Below are 17,173 nucleotides of genomic sequence, written 5' to 3'. Positions count from 1 at the left end.
CCGAAGCAGGGACGGTTCCGGGGTTTTCGCTAGCTACTGTACCGCTCCCGTGAGACAACGTCAACCCTTCGATCACAACGTCCTCATGGTCCGGCTCACGGAAGAGCGGCTCGGATCGTACCTCGCCGCGACCCGCCACGACCCGAGAGCCGCCATCCGGCTGTACGACTGGAACGTTCTGGCAAGCGGGGCATTGCTGGAAGACATCGCTCGTCTCGAAGTGGTCTTCCGTAACGGCGCGGACATGGCGCTCGTTGACTACCAACACAAGGGGACGTCGAAAGACAATCGGGCACCGAAAGAGTGGTACGGGAATCACGATCTGTTCACTCAACGAGGAGTTGAGCTAATCAACGCCGCCAGGAGACGGGCGACCCGTTCGGGCCAACCTGAGCGACACGGCAAGGTGATCGCTGAACTCAGCTTCGGCTTCTGGAGGTTCCTGTGCGCGAAGACCTACCTGACATCGCTGTGGGTCCCCGCGCTCTGCGGCGCGTTCCCTCACCACCCGCGGGCACCGGATCCTCGGGCAGTTCGCGCGGACGTCCACGACCGAATGAAGCAACTACATGAGTTGCGGAACCGCATCGCCCACCACGAACCCATACACAGGCGCGATCTGGCCGGTGACTGGGAAGCCCTAGTCGATGTCGCCGGATGGATGTGTCCCGACTCGCGAGGGTGGATCGTTGCCAACAGCAGAACTATGGGCATCCTGGACCCCTCGCCCATCCCGACGATCGGCCGTCGGTGATCCGGTTGGATTCCCCGACCCATCCGGGTGATGATCGGGATGCCGACGACAGTAGACGGAGGAAGTAGGTCCGGCTCCTCTCCGGACGGAGAGCGGCCGGAACTGCGCGTCTTTTGGGAGCGCGGTTTCTAGCGGCAGTAGCAGCGACCTGCCTCCTCCTGAGCATCGAGTCCCGTGCTTGCCGTGGTCCTTGACACGCGCCGTCCTGGTTGGAGCAAGCCCGTCACCCGGACAAGGGGGTTGAACGTGTCATAGACCCGCCGCATACTGTCCGGTAGTCACAAACACCACCGGTCTCTTGCCTATCGACGTCGAGGAGGCCGGAACCGGGATCAATTCGGGAGCGGACCCGGGCGGGGATGGCCGGACGCGCTCGGACCGAAGGAGGTGGTGGCTGGGGGATGGGCCCGCCGGGGAGGGTGCGTTCCCCGTTTTTCGCGTTCTGACAGACCGGGTGCGGCCGCATGAAAGTGGTCGGCACGCGTCCGAAATGTGGAGTGACGAACCGCTGAACCTTGTAATCATGGACCATCGCGCCAGAATTGCAAGGTTGTATGGCGCAGATGCTCGTCTGTCACGTACATATCGCAATCGGACTCAACCGCCCGGCCAACCCGACCGAACTGCGGCCTCTAGCCCGTCGCGGCGACCAGGTTGGGATCTTCATCCATGCGCGCCACTGTCTATAGCTGCTTCCCCTGCATGGGTGTCGAGGATCACGGTCACCCGGGGATGGGTCTGGAGGATCGAGGCCGGCAGGGCTTCGATCACCGGACCGTGCAGGGCGCTCTCCACGGCGGCAGCCTTGGAGGAACCCAGGGCTATCACCATCACGTGGCCGGTCCCCATGATCGTGCCGAGACCCTGCGTCACTGCGCGGCGCGGCACGTCATCCGGTTTGGCGAAGTAGCGGGCGTTGTCAGCCCGGGTCGTCGCTGTGAGGCTCACCACTCTGGTCCGGGAATCGAAGGCCGAACCCGGTTCGTTGAAGGCCAGATGGCCGTTGCGCCCGATCCCGAGGATCTGGAGCCCGATCCGCGCCCGGCTGATGCTGCGGTTGTAGCGGGCGCACTCCTCGTCGAGATCGCTGGCGTGAACATCAGGCGAGTGCAGGTGGGCGGGGTCCAGATCGACCTGTCGGGCCAAGTCTCGGCGGATGACATTGCGATACAGCTGCGGGTGGCCGGGGTCGAGCCCCACGTACTCGTCCAGCAAGAAGGCTCGGGTCGCGGCGAACGAGAGGGACTCCTCCCGGTGACGGCGGGCCAGTTCCCGGTAGAGGGGCTGCACCGACGCGCCGGTCGCCAGGCCCAGGACCGGGGAAGGAGCGGAGTGGAGGTACGCCTCGACGAGATCAGCGGCGCGGGCCGCCAGTTCATCGGTGTTCGAGGCGACGACGACCTCCATCTTGCCGAGCAGTCCTTCGCAGCCGGACTACTCGCGCGCCGGAAATTCGGTGGTCCTGGCGCCGGTGATGAAGGCCACCAGGTCGTCCTGGGTCACCTGGCTGACGTCGGCCTCGGCCGTCTTGCGGCCCCGGCGCAGCACGACGGCGCGGTCGCACACGGCCGTGACCCGGTCCATGTTGTGGGTGATCAGCAGCACCGCCACATTGGACTCGCGCAGCGCCGTGATCAGGTCCAAGACCCGCTGGGCCTGCTCGACTCCGAGCGCCGCGGCGGGCTCGTCCAGGAGGACGATGCGCTGTCCCCAGGCCACCGCCCTCCCGATGGCGATGGCCTGCCGCTGACCGCCTGACAGCAGGCCGACCGGGCGCCGCGGCGACGGGATGGCGATGCCGAGACGGGCCAGGGTCTCCCCGCACTCCTCGTGCATGCGCCTCTTGTTCAGCAGTCCCAACCTAGATCCGAACCACCCGCCCCGCGTGTACTCCCGGTTCAGGAACAGGTTTTCGGCCACGTTCAACGTGTCGATGAGCGACAGGTCCTGGTGGACGGACTCGACGCCCAGTGAACGGGCCACGTCCGGAGAGGAGATCCGATGTTCGGCCCCGTCGATGCTGATGGTCCCTGAGTCCGGCTGGTAGATGCCGGCCAGGCATTTCACGAGTGTCGACTTGCCGGCCCCGTTGTCGCCCAGCAGCGCCGTCACCCGCCCCCGGTGAAGCTCGAGTGAGACGCTGTCCAGGGCCTGGACGGCCCGGAACGCCTTCGAAAGGTCTCGGACCTCGAGTGCCGGCACTGTCATTGTCACCCTTCCCGTACCCGGTCGCCCAGGGTGTTCCATACACCAGCCACCGCCGGGGTGGCGGTTCCGGCGCCGGTCACACCCACCACCCAGGCACGGGTCACGAAGGCCTGGACACGGAACCCGCAGATCACCGTGTCGCCTTCCTCTACGGTGCGGGAGGCCGGCGGATGCAGCCTCGCGTAGTAGTCGATGCCGGCCGGATCGGGCATGTCGAGCGGCACCGGCTCGGTGGACACGTCCTCGGGGTCGGCCGCCACCAGCGCCCGCGTGTCGTACGCGTCGAAGACCGGATCCACGTAGAAACCCCCGCCGAAGCACAGCGGGACGCCCTGGTGCAGGTGGGCGACCTCGGTGAGGTAGAGGGCGGCGGGCTGTTCGGGAAGCTCCTCCACCGCGTGCAGCGGAGTCGAGCCGGTCAGGCCATGGCCGGGCTCCACCTGGGTCGCCCCGATGTCGGCCAGCAGATCGAGGACCGCCGTGGAAGTCGTACCGGGAGCGTTCACCTCAATGCGGGTGCCGTCTCCGAGCGTGGCGGCAGCCACCTCCACACCCCGGGCGAGGGTGTCTACGTTGGGTGTGGGCGCCACCTTCCGGGAGTCCTTGTCGTAAAGCAGGGCGGGGAACGTGGTGAGACCGCCGAAACGTAATCCCTCCAATCCGTTCACGAAGGCGATGGCGGCGGATAGCTCTTCGATGTGGAAGCCCCCTTCGTGACCGGGGTAGAAGATGTCGCCTTCGTTCCATATCCGGAGCAGCACGTCCTGGGTGCGTCCGAGCCTGGCCACCGCCCCGGAGGCCTCTGACGCCTTGTTACGGGAGAAGACGGTCCAGTAATCGGGAGCCATGCCGGCGGCTTCCCTGGTCTCCGCCCGCGCCATCTGGACGAGGTGCCCCAGGTTGCCCAGCCGGTGCCCGCCGGCCACGATCGGCCGGGCACAGGCCATGTCGACGGCCACGTAACCGTCGGCGCCGCCCCGGGTTATCGCATCGAGCGCGCCCCCGGCCCGGCCCAGTTGCTTGCTCATCGCGTACACCGTCAGACCCCGGCGATGGGCCTCGGTCGAGAAGTGGCGGGTGTTGGCCTCGATCGTGTCCAGATCGAGGACGTAGCTGTTGGCGGGGATGCTCCCCTCCTGGTGGAGCCGGATGGCCGACTCCACGAAGGGTCGGTTACGGGCCAGCAGTTTCCTAAGGAACATGGTCGCTCAACTTTCCTCAGGTGCTCGCATGCTGAGCGCCACCGCCAGGACGATGATCACGCCACGGGCGATCAGCTGGTCCGCCACCTCCAGCCCCATCAGGATCAGCCCGTTGTTGAGCATCGCCATGATGACCGCCCCGGTCACCGCCCCGGCGATCGAGGCGCGCCCTCCGAACAGGCTGGTGCCTCCGATGACGACCGCCGCGATCACGGTCAGCAGGTCGTTCTCGCCGAGGTCGTGGCGGCCGATGGCCAGCCTCCCGGCCAGCAGCACGCCCGCGAAGGCGGCGGTGGTGGCGCTGGCCACCAGCGCGCTGATACGGATGCGGTCGGTGTTCAGGCCGGACGCCTTCGCCGACTCCCGGTTCGCTCCCGTGGCGAGGACGTGGCGGCCCCAGCGCAGGTGGTGAAGCGCGAAATGGCCGAGGACCAGCACGATGATCGTCCACACGACCAGGGACGAGACCGGACCCAACGAACCGGCGCCGAACAGGGCCGAGAAGGTGTCGTCCCGGATCGGCATCGACTGGAGGTTGTTCATGTTCCGGGCGATCCCGCTGATGATGCCCAGCGTCCCCAGGGTGACCAGGAATGAGGGGATCCGGATCTTGACGGTGATGAAACCGTTGACCAGGCCGACCACGACTCCGGTGGCCACCGCCGCGACGGCGCCCGCCAGGAACCCGTGGTCGCCCACCACCACCGCCGCCACCAGCGACGAGAGCGCAACGGTGGACCCGACGGACAGGTCGATCTCCGCCGATCCCAGGGCGAAGGCCATCCCCACCGCCATCACCGCGATGGGCGCCGCCTGCCGGCCGATATTCAGCAGGTTGGATCCGCTGAGAAACCCGTCGTCCCACAGGAAGAGCGCGAAGACGGCGAGGATCGAGACGAAGGCCAGGTAAACGACGTACTGTCGAAACCCGCCGTCGTCGCCCTGGCGTGCCCGCATCCTTATCGAGCCGGCTACGGCTCGTAGCGGTTTACGGACCGCCTTCACTTCCGGCAGTTCCTTCGGACACTCTGGCAGCTACAGCTTATCCTCCGAGGGCTTGCATGACTTCGGGTGGTGGGTCGGTCGCCAGGGACTGGCGGTAGGCGTCGACGATGTTGTCGGCGGTGACCTTGATGGCAGGAACAACCGTGAACGGCGGCGCCGGCTTGCCAAGAAGGCCGTAAGCACCCTCGATGGCCATCGTCCGGCCCAGGGCATAGGCCTCGTCAGCCGCGATCCCCACGATGTTGCCGCCCTCGACCAGATCCAACGACACGTTCGTGTCCAGATCAAGGGTCACCACGGCTACGTCGGAGGCGCCGGCTGCTCGCAGAGCGGCCAGCACGCCGTCAGCAGGACCGGCCGACCAGGGGGCGTAGATGCCGTTGAGGTCGGGGTTGCGGGTGAGCAGCGACGCGGCGATCTCCTCGGCCGCGGCCGGGTCGGCCAGGCCTTGTTCGTCGACTATCTCGATGCCGGGATAGGCGGCTTCGATCCACGCCTTGAACGCCTGATCACGCTGGTTCGTCACGTAATAGGCAGCATCATGGAAGATGAAACCCACCTTCCCCTGACCACCCAACGCGTCAGCCAGCAGATCAGCGGCCGCAATACCCATAGCCGCCAAGTCATCGGTGACCACCCCTACATAATCGGTTCCATGCACGTATCCCTCGGGCACGTTGCTCAAGAACACCAACTGGACACCCGCTTCCACAGCCGGACGGAACGCTTCGGCGCCGGATACCGGGTCGAGGACCAGGCTGATGATGATGTCAGGGTTCTGAGCCATCACCGTCTCGACATCATTCGCCTGCTGGGCCGCGTCGAACTGGGCGTTGGTCTCGGCGATGACGTTGATCCCGAGTTCGGCGAACGCGTCCCTGGCCCCCTTGCTGACCGCATCAGTGAACGCGCCTGCCGTATGCCACAACAGAGCAGCCGTGTACTCACCTGACTGAACCTCAGCCGCCTCACCGGCCGAGAGCACGATCTCACCCGACGGAGTAGCAGCCTCACCTCCAGGACCCCGAGTCACGGGAGCAACCGGCATCTCGCCGAGGGCTTGCATGACTTCGGCCGGCGGGTCGGTCGCCAGGGACTGGCGGTAGGCGTCGACGATGTTGTCGGCGGTGACCTTGATGGCAGGAACAACCGTGAACGGCGGTGCCGGCTTGCCGATAAGGCCGTAAGCACCCTCGAGGGCCATGGTCCGGCCCAGGGCATAGGCCTCGTCAGCGGCGATTCCCACGATGTTGCCGCCCTCCACCAGATCGAGCGACACGTTCGTGTCGAGATCAAGGGTCACCACAGCCACATCCGAAGCGCCCGCCGCCCTAAGCGCCGCCAGCACACCATCGGCAGGACCAGCCGACCACGGGGCATAGATGCCGTTGAGGTCGGGGTTGCGGGTCAGCAGCGACGCGGCGATCTCCTCAGCAGCCGCCGGGTCCGCCAAGCCCTGGGAATCGACTATCTCGATGCCGGGATAGGCCGCCTCGATCCACGCCTTGAACGCCTGATCACGCTGGTTCGTCACGTAATAGGCAGCATCATGGAAGATGAAACCCACCTTCCCCTGACCACCCAACGCGTCAGCCAACAGATCAGCAGCCGCAATACCCATAGCCGCCAGATCATCGGTCACCACCCCTACATAATCGGTTCCATGCACATACCCCTCAGGCACGTTGCTCAAGAACACCAACTGGACACCAGCATCCACAGCCGGACGGAAAGCCTCCGCACCCGACACCGGATCCAGCACCAGGCTGATAATGATGTCAGGATTCTGAGCCATCACCGTCTCGACATCATTCGCCTGCTGCGCCGCGTCGAACTGAGCATTCGTCTCGGCGATCACCTCGATACCCAACTCGGCAAACGCGTCCCGAGCACCCTGACTCACCGCATCAGTAAAAGCTCCCGCCGTATGCCACAACAGAGCAGCCGTATAACCACCCGACTGAACCTCAGCCGCCTCACCAGCCGAGAGCACGATCTCACCCGACGGAGTAGCAGCCTCACCCCCCGGACCCCGAGTCACAGGCGCCACCGGCGCCGCAGGTGCCTCAGGTGTCGCAGTGGTCGCCGGGGCCTTGGTGGTGGCTGCAGCCACGGTCGTCGGGGTGGTTTCCTCGGCAGGCTCGTCACCGCCGCAGGCCGCGGCCAGCAGGCCGAGCACCACCATCGTGGCGATGACCATCCGCAGCCGCATCGTCTCGGTTCTTGTCTTCATTGTTCCTCCTCCGGCCGCCCTCTCCCTGCTTGCTCCACCCCGCACCAGGACGCCACAAAGTGCGCAAGGGTGCGGGTCGCGGAGATCAGCTCCTGGATGGGGAGCCTTTCGAATGGGGTGTGACAGGTTGCAATGTCTCCGGGGGCGAAGTACACGCCGGGGATCCCGGCAGCCCGGAGCAACGGCTTCTCGGACCAGTAGGGAGCGCCCTCGATGCGGGCGCGCCTACCGGTGATGTGTTCGATCGACTCCATCAGCGCGCGGACGCCCGGATGGTCCGCCGGGACCTCGTCGGGAGTGCCTCCCACCCGGTGGTCCCGGGGAGCGGAGAAGACCACCTGGGCCGAAACGCCGTGATCGTCCGCCACCTTGGCGGCCACATCCCGCAATGCGTCGGCCTGGCGGTCGAGGTCGTCGCCCGGCAGCAGCTTCTGGATGAGGGACAGCCGGAAATCGCCCGGAACCGCGATGTTCCCGCCGGATTCGACGGAGGTGACCAGTAGGAAGCGTCCGCCCAGCAGGTCGTGGCCGGGCTCATCACGCAGGGCCTCGTCGTGGTCCCATAGCTCGCTCAGGAGCGCGTGGCCCGCCCGCAGCGCATCCACGCCCAACTCGGGGGTCCCGAAGTAGGCCGACCTGCCGGCCAGGGTGATGTCGGCGATCAGGAATCCCATCTGGGCGGTGTAGACGGCCCCGGTGGTCGGCTCGGTGTAGATGGCGAAGTCCGGCGCCTGATCCGGGCCGTCGAACAGGTGCGAGACCGCGGCGCGCATTCCTATGGAGAGCCCGCTGCCGGGCTGGCCGGACTCCTCGTCGCAGACCAGCAGGGCCGTCAGCGGGCCGGCCAGCCGGTAACCCGCCCGGTCGACCGCACGTACGGCCTCGATGATCGAGCAGACTCCCGCCTTCTGGTCGGTAACCCCCCGGGCCCATATCTCGCCGTCGACGATGGTGCCGGAGAACGGGTCGGCCCGGTTGGTCCCGCTCCACTCCCGCACCCAGTCGTCCGCGTGCACGGTGTCCAGATGGCCCGCCAGCACCAGTGACCGGCCCCCTGCCCGACCCGCCTCGGCGTAGACGTTGGGCCGTCCCGGCTCCGCCTCCACCAGACGTACGCTGTTCCACGGCCCATCACCGAGCTGATCCCTGACCCATCCGGCGAAGGCCGTCTCGTGCGGGGTCACACTCGGAATCCGCACCGACTCCAGAACCGACCCGACCAGTTTCTCCTCGTCGACGGCGGCGGCGATCACTTCGGCCGGCGACCTCACCATCGTCCTCATCTGCCCAACCGGCCCCGCACGAAGGTGGTTCTCACCGAGGCCCGAGCGGTGGAGATCGCTCCCATGAAGGCCGCACGGTTGCCCAGTGCCGAAGCAACCAGTTCCGGTGTCACGTCGAGGTAACGGTCCAGCCTGGAACGCACCGCATCGACGAAGGTGGGATTGGAACCCACCCCGCCCCCGAAGACGATCCGGGCCGGATCGCCGAACCAGCACAGCCATGCCACCGCAGACGCCATCGCCTCGGCGGCGATGCCGATAGCCTCGGATGCGGCTTCGTCACCCGAAGAGGCCGCTAGGAGGATCTCCGAGACCTCGGCATCGCGCTCGAGGCGGGAGGTAAGGCCGTTATCCACTGCTTGACGGAACCGCCTACGGATGGCCGGCGCGGAGGCGACATCCTCCAACGTGAGCCGTTGCGCCCGGTTGTCGCCGGCTCCCGAGATGTCGATCGATCCGAGTTCTCCGGCGGCTCCGTGTCCCCCCCGATAGAGCTTCCCGTCCATCACCAGTCCGGCGCCGATTCCGGTGCCGACCGAGATCGCGACGAAGTCGAGCCCGCCCAGGTCGTCCATCGCTTCCGCTTCCGCCACCGCCGCCAGGTTCACGTCGTTCTCGATCGTGACCGGCACTCCGAGCCGTTCGGAGAGTGCCGCCCGGATCGGGAGATCGGCGAACCCCGAGAGGTTGGGGGACATCTCCACCCGGTCCAGCCGCGGGCGGTACACGCCGGGAACCCCCACGCAGCCGGACTCCAGGAGGTCGGCCTTGCCACCGAGGGTCTCGAGCAGCCGGGTCGTGGCCGCCACGACCGTGTCCACCGCGGCCCCGGCATGGGAGGCGGTCTCGATGCGTTCCTCGGCCAGGACCCTCCCGAGCAGATCGGCCACACCCACGATGATCTTGGTGGCCCCCATGTCCACTCCCACGACCAGCGCGGCGTCCGGAACCAGCGCGTAGGGGGTGGCAGGGCGCCCGATCCGATTCTGGGAGGTTTCGGGAGGAGGGATGAGGCTCACCACACCGGCATCCTCGAGATCCGACACGAGGGCAGATACGGTCGGCTTCGACAGGCCGGTCCGCCGGGCAAGTGTGGCGCGTGAGATCGGGAACGGCGCAGCCTGCATGAACTCGTCGAAGACCGCTTGGCCGTTACGCAGGCGAAGTGCCCAGGAGCCGGACCCGTCGATCACGCTTTGAACCCCTCTGCGTGTCGGGGATGGACGCCCCTCCGCACGCGGAACCGTCTGTCCCGGTAAACCGATACAACCCGGAAAACACAGGTGCCGGCTGTCATCCCCATCCTCGTGATCCGGAGAGCTGCCCGGCCGAACGGCTGGTCAACTCTGGCCGCTTTCTGCCCGTATTCTCACTGCCTCCTAGTTAGTTTGTCAAGCTACTTTACTAATTATTTCCGCGGCTGTTCCCGATATCGACCCTTCGTACGCCCCGAACCGCGGCGCCGCTCCAGAGGGATCCTGCCATCCCCGCCCGTGCGCGAGAACGGGCGGATCGAGCAAACCGTCAGGACCGGCGGACGGTGGAGGCCAGTCCGCCGGAATAGGCCGGACAGGCGTGCCGTTGCCCCGGCCGTTTGCTGAGATAGAACGGTTCCGATCTCAGGCCGTCAGTTGGCGGCCCCGTGAGGCATCGCAGACCACTCCATATGCCTGGTGCTGGTCGCTCTCACTCCTGCCGTTCCAGCGCGAGTCGTAGGGCGTCGGCGGTCCGGTGGTCGTAGGCGACCAGGCGTATCTCGCTCAGGGTGGCGGGGTGTTCCTCGGCCCAGCTGAGGGACTCGGTGGCGATCACCTCCGCGGCTGCGTCCAGTGGATAACCGAACACTCCGGTCGAGATGGCGGGCATGGCCACGGTAGTGGCGCCTAGGTCCTTCGCAGCGTCCAGGGCGGCCCGCACGGCCTGGCGGAGCAGGGTTGCGTTGTCCTGTCCTTCCCGGTAGCGGGGTCCCACCACATGCACCACCCACCTGGCCGGCAATCCCCCGCCGGCGGTTATCGCGGCCTGCCCGGGCCGGACCGGACCGTGCTCTGAGACCCACCGCTCGGAGTCCTTGACGAACGCCTCCCCTCCCACCCTGGCGAGGGCGGCCGCTACGCCTCCGCCGTGGACGAGATGCTCGTTGGCGGCGTTGACGATGACATCGGTGCGGGCGGCCGTGAGGTCGCCCTGAACCACGACCACGGTGCGGCCCATTACGGGGATGCGTCCCGGAGGGCCGCGGCGGCGAACGTGACGGCGGCCTGGCACGGCTCCACGACGGGCAGGCCCAAGTCGTCCTGAAGCCGGGCACGGAGGTGGGTCATGCCCGTGCAACCGAGCACGAGCACATCCGCGCCGGAGTCTGCGAGCTGCTCTCCGGCGTCCAGGACATCCTCGTAGGCCTCCTCGCTCTCCAGATCGAGAACACCCCGCCCGGTGGCCACGTCTCCGACGACCCTCGTAGCTACTCCGATCCGATCCCAGTAGCGATCGTGCCTCGGTATTGCCTCCTCGACGGCGGAGATGACCCCGACACTGCGCCCGCGTGACATCGCTGCCAGCACCGCCGACTCGGCGATTCCGAAGACCGGCGCCTCCAGTTTCGCCCTCATCTCTCCGATACCAGGGTCGGAGAAGCACGCCACCACATAGGCATCTGCCTTGTGGCCGCTGGCGATCTCGATCATGGGCCCGACCGAGGCGGCAACGTCTGCGTCGGATTCGATCGCGGGCGGTCCGCCGAGGCTGGTGATCACCTCCACCTCGATCCCCAACTCCTCGGCAAGGTCCCTCACCGCGTCGTCGACCTCGGCCGAGATGCGCTCGGTCCTGTTCGGATTCACCACGATGACCCTTCCAAACATCGAGGCGACGTTACCCGATGGTGACCCGGACCCATCACCCGGTCTTCGGCACTGCCAGGCACGATGTACTCACGAACCGGCTCTCGGTCCCGGCTCAGGCCTCGGTGGTACTCGACGGCCTAGCGTCGCCGGCCGATTAGAATCCGGGGCATCCGATCCGGCCGCTGCCGGAAGCCCTCCGCAACCGTGAGTTGGGAGCGCGCCTAGGGGATCCCTCTGAAGCCTGGAGTTAGTTGACAATGTCGAGGGTCGCCGCCGGTTCACCCTCCGGTCGGGCACGATACGCAAGGGTGACGCTGGCAGCCCTGATCGCCGCCATCGCCCAGGTCGCTCTGGGCGGCATCGTCCGGGTCACCGGCTCCGGAGATGCCTGTCCGGATTGGCCGCTCTGCCACGGACAGATCATCCCGCCGCTCGACTACCACATATGGCTCGAGTTCACGCACCGGCTGGCGGCCACCGTGGTGGGTGTTCTGGTGGCGGTCTCGCTGCTGCTGGCTTGGCGCCACCTGCGCACATCGAAGCCGGCAGTGGCCGCGACCGGCGCCAGCCTCATACTGGTCGTCGCCGCTGCGATCCTGGGCGGGCTAACCGTATTGAGCGAACTCTCGTGGTGGGTACGTCTGATTCACCTGGCACTGGCCGAGTTGACCGTGGCGACTCTCGCCATCGCCTGGCTGGTCGGTCGCCCGGATGATCGTTCCGGTCAACGGGGGAACCTCGATATGCGAGTTGGCAGACGTGATCGGATGATTGCGTGGGCGGGTGCAGGCGGGTTGCTCATCGTCATCCTCTACGGCTCCTACATGGTGGGGCTCAACTACGGAACCAGTTGCCCGGGCTGGCCGTTGTGTACCGGTCTGAGCATCCCCGACGGTATGGCGTTCGCTGTCAACATGGGGCACCGCTACATGGTGGTGGTGGTGGCCGTGCTCGTCTTCCGCGCCTGCTTCGTGGCTTGGAACCGGGGATCGGAGCTACCGCAACTGCGCTGGTTGGCCGCGCTCACTTCCGGGGTGTTGCTGCTCGAAATCGGCGTAGGCGCGCTTACGGCTTGGCTGGCTTCAACGCCCCTCACGGCGTCCCTGCATCTGACGTTTGCCACCCTGTCGTGGGTATCGATGGTGGTGATGGTCGCCGTCCTGCTCGATCCGGCGACCTTCCGCGTCCCGACCCGGTACCGGGCAACCACTGGTTGATGACCGCCCCTAGCATCGCCGGATCCCGGGTCTGGCGCGACTACGTCGCTCTCACCAAACCCCGGATCATCTCTCTGTTGCTGATCACCGCGTTGGGCGGCATGGTCCTGGCCGCCGGAGGTTGGCCGGATCCTCTGCTGATCGTCTTGGTGGTTGTTTCGGGCTACCTGGCGGCGGGAGGAGCGAACGCCCTCAATCACGGTGCTGAAGCCGACCTGGACCAGAAGATGCGACGTACCAGTCGCCGTCCGGTCGCCAGCGGCCGAGTCCCGAGAAGAGGTGCCTTCGCTTTCGGAATCGTCCTCAATGCGGCCGCGTTCGTCTTGCTGGCTGCTTTCGTCAACCTCCTCAGCGCCGCACTGGCTCTGAGCGGCACCCTCATCTACGTATTCGTCTACACCCTGGGTCTCAAGCGGACAACCCCCCAGAACATCGTCATCGGCGGCGCTGCCGGCGCTGTCCCGCCGCTGGTCGGTTGGGCGGCCGTGACCGGGACGGTGGAACTACCGGCCGTCTTTCTCTTCGCCATCGTTTTCTTGTGGACGCCGCCCCACTTCTGGGCTCTGGCTTTGTTGATCAAGGATGACTACGCAAAGGCCGGGATCCCGATGCTGCCGGTTGTTGCCACGCTGGCTGTGACCAAGCGTCAGATCCTCCTCTACACGCTGGTACTGGTGGCGCTTTCCGCATCATTCGCGGCGACCGGCGCGGTCGGATGGGTCTATCTGGTCAGCGCGCTCGCGCTGGGGGCTGGATTCATATTCCGGGCGATCCGGCTGGCACGGGGCGACGGGATCGACGGAGCCCGGGGACTGTATCTGTTCTCCCTCGCATATCTGGCCTTGCTGTTCGGCGCCGTGGCGGCCGACACCCTGGTGGACCGATACCTCCTCGGTTGACTACCTAGGTGTCCTTCCCACGTTGATATCGTCGGCGCGCAGTCGGGCTTGGGCAAGGTCGTAGGCGGCTTGGCGGCGCATCCAGAACTCGGCATTGGACCATCCGACCTTCTCCAGACGGATTGCCATTTCCGGTGAGATCCCGGTGTGTCCGTTCAGAACACGGGACAGAGTATGTCGCGCCACGCCAAGTACTCCGGCAGCTTCAGTCACGGTAAGTCGTCCTTCCAGGCAGCCTTCCCGGATGCTTACTCCCGGATGGGTCGGATACTCCGCAGACATCCTCTTCGATTCTTCGTGGACTCGTCATTCTCCCACGCTCGGACGGAGGCGGCTCGGACTCTCGGTCAGAAACGGTCCGGGGCGAAGGGGGCCAGATCCACTTCGGGGGGGCGGTCGAGCGCCAGCTGGGCCAGGACCCGCCCCATCAGGGGGCCGGCGGTCAGGCCCATGTGGGGATAGGTGCCGACTACCAGGCCGGGAGGGCCGACCCGGCCGATGATCGGAGACAGGTCGGGGGTGGCCAGGCCCCTACCGGGCCAGGTACGGATGAGGCGGACTCCGGCCAGCGACGGAACCACCCGCAGCGCCACCCTCATGTTCGCCACCAGGTTCTGGGGATTGACCCGATTGTGGCCGGTCACAGGGTCGAGGTCCGACGACCAGCCCCCGCCTATCAGCAGGGTTCCGGCCTTGGCCTGCTTGAAGGTCAGCTGGCCACCCGCGTAGTAGACCAGGTGGTGGACCATCGGCGCCAAGGGTTCGGTCGCCCCGACCTGGGCCGGATCGTCGAATATGGCAAGATCACCGCCCCACAGCGAGGCGAAACGGTTGAGGTCATTGCCCGTGACCAGCACGACCCGCCCCGCCGTGACCGGACCGGAGGGCGTGGAAACGGTGAACGTGCCGTCCTGCCACTCCAGGCCGATCACCTCCGCACCCGTGCGGATGACCGCTCCCCTGGACACGGCGGCGCGAGCGAAGGCGGGCGCCGCCAGCATCGAGTTGACCTTCCCCTCCACCCGGGTGAGCTGGGCGCCCACCATCGACTCGGACACGTATGGGGCAATCCGCTGGAGGTCGGCCGGCCCGAGAAGGTCGGACTCCACGCCTGCGGTCCTCTCGATGGCGACCTTCCGTTCGATGTCCCTCATCTGCTCGGAGGTCTCCGCGATGAGCAGCCCACCGTTGAGCGAGACCTCCAGGTCGGTACCCAGCACATCGCTCAGGTCCCTCCACATGTCCAGGGAGTCGGCCAGGAAACGCAGAGCCGGCAGGAAGCCGCGGGCCCATTCCTCGCCGAACTCCAGGAACGAACCGTGCTGTATCTGACCGTGCAAGCTGCCGGCGTTCCGGCCGGATGCCTGGGTGTTGAGGTCGAACTGCTCGAGAAGCAGGACCTCCGCCCCGTACCCGGCCAGGTGCCAGGCAGCCGAGCAGCCCGTCACTCCCCCGCCGACCACCAGGACGTCCCAGGTCCGGCCTGCCATGCTGCTCTAGCGTCCCGGACCCGACGAAGAACGCGAAAACCGCGGCAACACGGCGCCGCCCGCCGGGCCCTCCCCCACCGCCACCACCTTGGAGTCGAGCGCGTTCCGTCCTAGCCCGGGGCGGGGCTGCCTCGACGATATGTTCCCTCGTTCGGTCCGGTCGACGTCGGGCCGGGACCGCGGGTGCTTTCGGTTATCCGGCATCGTATGGCGGGGGTGTGACACGAATGGGGGTCTGAAACATGGCGCGTCCCCACTTCGGCGGAGAACCGCTGCCGGGGTCGCGCCTGCCATGGACGAAACCGGATCCATGGCGTTAGGAGCGGTTCTTGAGGTCCCGGAGCACCGCCAACTCCTCGCCGGTCGGGGCATCCGTCACCTCCAGGGATGACGCCACCCGGAGCGGCCATTGGGTCCGGTCCATAACTTCCTGTAGCTCGACGCCGGGGTGGATGGCCACCAGGGTCAGCTCGTTGTCGTGTGGATCGGGCTTCAGCACCCCCAAGTCGGTGATGACGTTGATCGGCCCTGCCCCCCGGAACCCGAACCGGGATCTGGTGTCCGGCTCCGGGCCCAGGCCGATCGAGGTCACGAAGTCGACCCGCGGCACGAAGGCCCGCCTGGTGTGGCGCATGATCACAGTTACCTCCCGGCAGTGGGCTGCGATCTCCGGAGCGCCGCCCGCTCCGGGAAGGCGCACTTTGGGATCGTGGTAGTCCGGACCGATAACGGTGGTGTTCAGGTTGCCGAACCGGTCGATCTGGGCGGCGGACAGGTAGCCGACATCGATGTGCCCGCCTTGCAACCAGTAGTTGAAGACCTCGGGCACCGACACCACCGAATCGGCGGTAACCGCCAGTTCGCCGTCGCCTATCGACAGCGGAAGGCGGTATGGCTTGGCGCCGAGCGGCCCGGCCTCGTAGATGAGGAACAGGTTGGGCGCGTGGGTGTTGCGGGCCAGGTTGGCGACCGTGCTGGGGATGCCGATCCCCACGAAGCAGGACATCCCGTCCCGGAGGAGGCGGGCGGCCACCACGGTCATGATCTCGTCTGCTGCCCACGCAGGCGTCCGATTAGCCATGGTTCAGGCTCCCATGACCGACTCGTCCAGCCAGGCCAGGAAGGCGTCCCGATCCCGGCTCACCTCGGGCCACCTGCGGTACCAGTCGTTATCACGTTCGTAGTAGTCCTGCACGTAGGACGGCCGGGCGCCTTCGGGGACTTCGCACACCGCGGTGACGGCCATCGAGGGCATGACGAAATCACCCGGCCGGCGGTCCAGCACGTCCACCACTTCTTCGACAGTCACGATCACTTGCCGGGACGCCATGACGACCTCCCGGAACACCCCCGATATCCCCCAGACCTGCACGTTGCCGGCCCGGTCGGCCCGCTGGGCGTGGAGGATCCCGGTGTCGGGGTTGAGGGCGCGCACTGCGGCCACCGGCTTGCCGGTGAACGGGCAATCCAGGAATCGTACGTGGGGGGCGATCTCGCCGAGCGAGGTGCCCAGGTAGCCCTTCATGACTGTGAAGGGCATACCGGAGGCTCCGGCCACGTACCGGTTGGTCAGGCCGGCGTGGCTGTGCTCCTCCAGCTCGAGGGGTACCGGCCAGCCGTTCTCCACCGCATCCCGGAAGCGGTACAGCGATCCGACCCCGGGGTTGCCGCCCCACGAGAAGAGCAGCTTCCGGACGCATCCGGCCCCGATCAACTGGTCGTAGATGAGATCGGGGGTCATCCTCGACACGGTCAGGTCCCGCTTCTGCTGGCGGATGATCTCGTGGCCGGCGGCGAACGGGATCAGATGGGTGAAACCCTCCAGGGCAACCGTGTCCCCGTCCTGCACGTATCTGGAAATGGCTTCGCTGAGACCCAGGTGTTCGGCCATACCTCGAAGTTCGGATCGGCAACAACCCGCCCGCAGCCAGACGCATCGGACCGGAGACCGGGTGGGTGGCGGTCATGTTAGAGCGCTGCTCGTTCGGATCCGGCATCGGGTCCCCACTCCAACCGATGGCTGGGAAGACCGGTTA

The 17,173-nt window shown here is 66.7% G+C and carries 16 protein-coding genes; 3 read left to right on the top strand and 13 right to left on the bottom strand.

What is annotated here, in order from left to right; all coding sequences use genetic code 11:
• Nucleotides 1-49: 49 nt before the first annotated feature.
• Nucleotides 50-754, top strand: coding sequence for a hypothetical protein (locus ACOQPD_RS15170; protein WP_420612800.1), 705 nt, complete (start codon nucleotides 50-52; stop codon nucleotides 752-754).
• A 663-nt stretch (nucleotides 755-1,417) separates the two neighbouring features.
• Here ACOQPD_RS15170 and ACOQPD_RS15165 read toward each other — a convergent pair.
• The 9 genes from ACOQPD_RS15165 to ACOQPD_RS15125 all read right to left on the bottom strand — a co-directional run bounded on the left by ACOQPD_RS15165 (nucleotide 1,418) and on the right by ACOQPD_RS15125 (nucleotide 11,531).
• Nucleotides 1,418-2,161: a glucosamine-6-phosphate deaminase gene (locus ACOQPD_RS15165; protein ID WP_420612799.1), complete on the bottom strand. Its 744-nt coding sequence runs from the start codon at nucleotides 2,159-2,161 to the stop codon at nucleotides 1,418-1,420.
• A 27-nt stretch (nucleotides 2,162-2,188) separates the two neighbouring features.
• Entirely contained in the window at nucleotides 2,189-2,962 is a 774-nt protein-coding gene (locus tag ACOQPD_RS15160) for an ATP-binding cassette domain-containing protein (RefSeq protein WP_420612798.1), read from the bottom strand.
• A gap of 2 nt (nucleotides 2,963-2,964) precedes the next feature.
• Nucleotides 2,965-4,164: an alanine racemase gene (locus ACOQPD_RS15155; protein WP_420612797.1), complete on the bottom strand. Its 1,200-nt coding sequence runs from the start codon at nucleotides 4,162-4,164 to the stop codon at nucleotides 2,965-2,967.
• 6 nt (nucleotides 4,165-4,170) lie between these two features.
• Nucleotides 4,171-5,121, bottom strand: a complete 951-nt coding sequence (locus ACOQPD_RS15150; protein WP_420614401.1) for an ABC transporter permease — start codon at nucleotides 5,119-5,121, stop codon at nucleotides 4,171-4,173.
• An 85-nt stretch (nucleotides 5,122-5,206) separates the two neighbouring features.
• A complete protein-coding gene (locus tag ACOQPD_RS15145; RefSeq protein WP_420612796.1) occupies nucleotides 5,207-7,402 on the bottom strand; it encodes a substrate-binding domain-containing protein in 2,196 nt (731 codons plus the stop codon).
• The gene (locus tag ACOQPD_RS15140; protein ID WP_420612795.1) at nucleotides 7,399-8,685 is read right to left on the bottom strand and encodes a M20 family metallopeptidase; all 1,287 of its coding nucleotides are present in this window, start codon (nucleotides 8,683-8,685) and stop codon (nucleotides 7,399-7,401) included. The genes ACOQPD_RS15145 and ACOQPD_RS15140 overlap by 4 nt, the downstream gene beginning before the upstream one ends.
• Nucleotides 8,682-9,878 (bottom strand): ROK family transcriptional regulator, encoded by a 1,197-nt coding sequence (locus tag ACOQPD_RS15135; protein ID WP_420612794.1) that lies wholly within the window; start codon nucleotides 9,876-9,878, stop codon nucleotides 8,682-8,684. The genes ACOQPD_RS15140 and ACOQPD_RS15135 overlap by 4 nt, the downstream gene beginning before the upstream one ends.
• 493 nt (nucleotides 9,879-10,371) lie before the next feature.
• Nucleotides 10,372-10,899 (bottom strand): macro domain-containing protein, encoded by a 528-nt coding sequence (locus ACOQPD_RS15130; protein ID WP_420612793.1) that lies wholly within the window; start codon nucleotides 10,897-10,899, stop codon nucleotides 10,372-10,374.
• Nucleotides 10,899-11,531: an aspartate/glutamate racemase family protein gene (locus ACOQPD_RS15125; RefSeq protein ID WP_420612792.1), complete on the bottom strand. Its 633-nt coding sequence runs from the start codon at nucleotides 11,529-11,531 to the stop codon at nucleotides 10,899-10,901. The genes ACOQPD_RS15130 and ACOQPD_RS15125 overlap by 1 nt, the downstream gene beginning before the upstream one ends.
• Nucleotides 11,532-11,839: 308 nt before the next feature.
• Here ACOQPD_RS15125 and ACOQPD_RS15120 point away from each other — a divergent pair, with 308 nt between their 5' ends.
• A complete protein-coding gene (locus tag ACOQPD_RS15120; protein WP_420612791.1) occupies nucleotides 11,840-12,748 on the top strand; it encodes a COX15/CtaA family protein in 909 nt (302 codons plus the stop codon).
• A complete protein-coding gene (locus ACOQPD_RS15115) occupies nucleotides 12,748-13,647 on the top strand; it encodes a heme o synthase (protein WP_420612790.1) in 900 nt (299 codons plus the stop codon). Before ACOQPD_RS15120 ends, ACOQPD_RS15115 begins: the two co-directional genes overlap by 1 nt.
• Here ACOQPD_RS15115 and ACOQPD_RS15110 read toward each other — a convergent pair whose 3' ends face one another.
• The 4 genes from ACOQPD_RS15110 to ACOQPD_RS15095 form a co-directional block, all read right to left on the bottom strand.
• Complete coding sequence (locus ACOQPD_RS15110; RefSeq protein WP_420612789.1) at nucleotides 13,648-13,929, bottom strand: HigA family addiction module antitoxin; 282 nt, start codon at nucleotides 13,927-13,929, stop codon at nucleotides 13,648-13,650. It abuts the gene before it with no gap.
• A gap of 65 nt (nucleotides 13,930-13,994) precedes the next feature.
• Nucleotides 13,995-15,137 (bottom strand): NAD(P)/FAD-dependent oxidoreductase, encoded by a 1,143-nt coding sequence (locus ACOQPD_RS15105; protein ID WP_420612788.1) that lies wholly within the window; start codon nucleotides 15,135-15,137, stop codon nucleotides 13,995-13,997.
• Between the two features lie 316 nt (nucleotides 15,138-15,453).
• Nucleotides 15,454-16,218 (bottom strand): CoA-transferase subunit beta, encoded by a 765-nt coding sequence (locus ACOQPD_RS15100; RefSeq protein WP_420612787.1) that lies wholly within the window; start codon nucleotides 16,216-16,218, stop codon nucleotides 15,454-15,456.
• A gap of 3 nt (nucleotides 16,219-16,221) precedes the next feature.
• Nucleotides 16,222-17,028 carry a CoA transferase subunit A gene (locus tag ACOQPD_RS15095; protein ID WP_420612786.1) on the bottom strand — a complete coding sequence of 269 codons (807 nt, stop codon included), beginning with the start codon at nucleotides 17,026-17,028 and terminating at the stop codon, nucleotides 16,222-16,224.
• Nucleotides 17,029-17,173 lie beyond the last annotated feature (145 nt).

It is taken from the genome of Candidatus Spongiisocius sp., from assembly GCF_965221825.1.
GTDB lineage: Bacteria > Actinomycetota > Acidimicrobiia > Spongiisociales > Spongiisociaceae > Spongiisocius.
The sequence above is the reverse complement of the archived record's forward strand: the minus strand, read 5'-3'. Positions and strand labels throughout refer to the sequence as shown.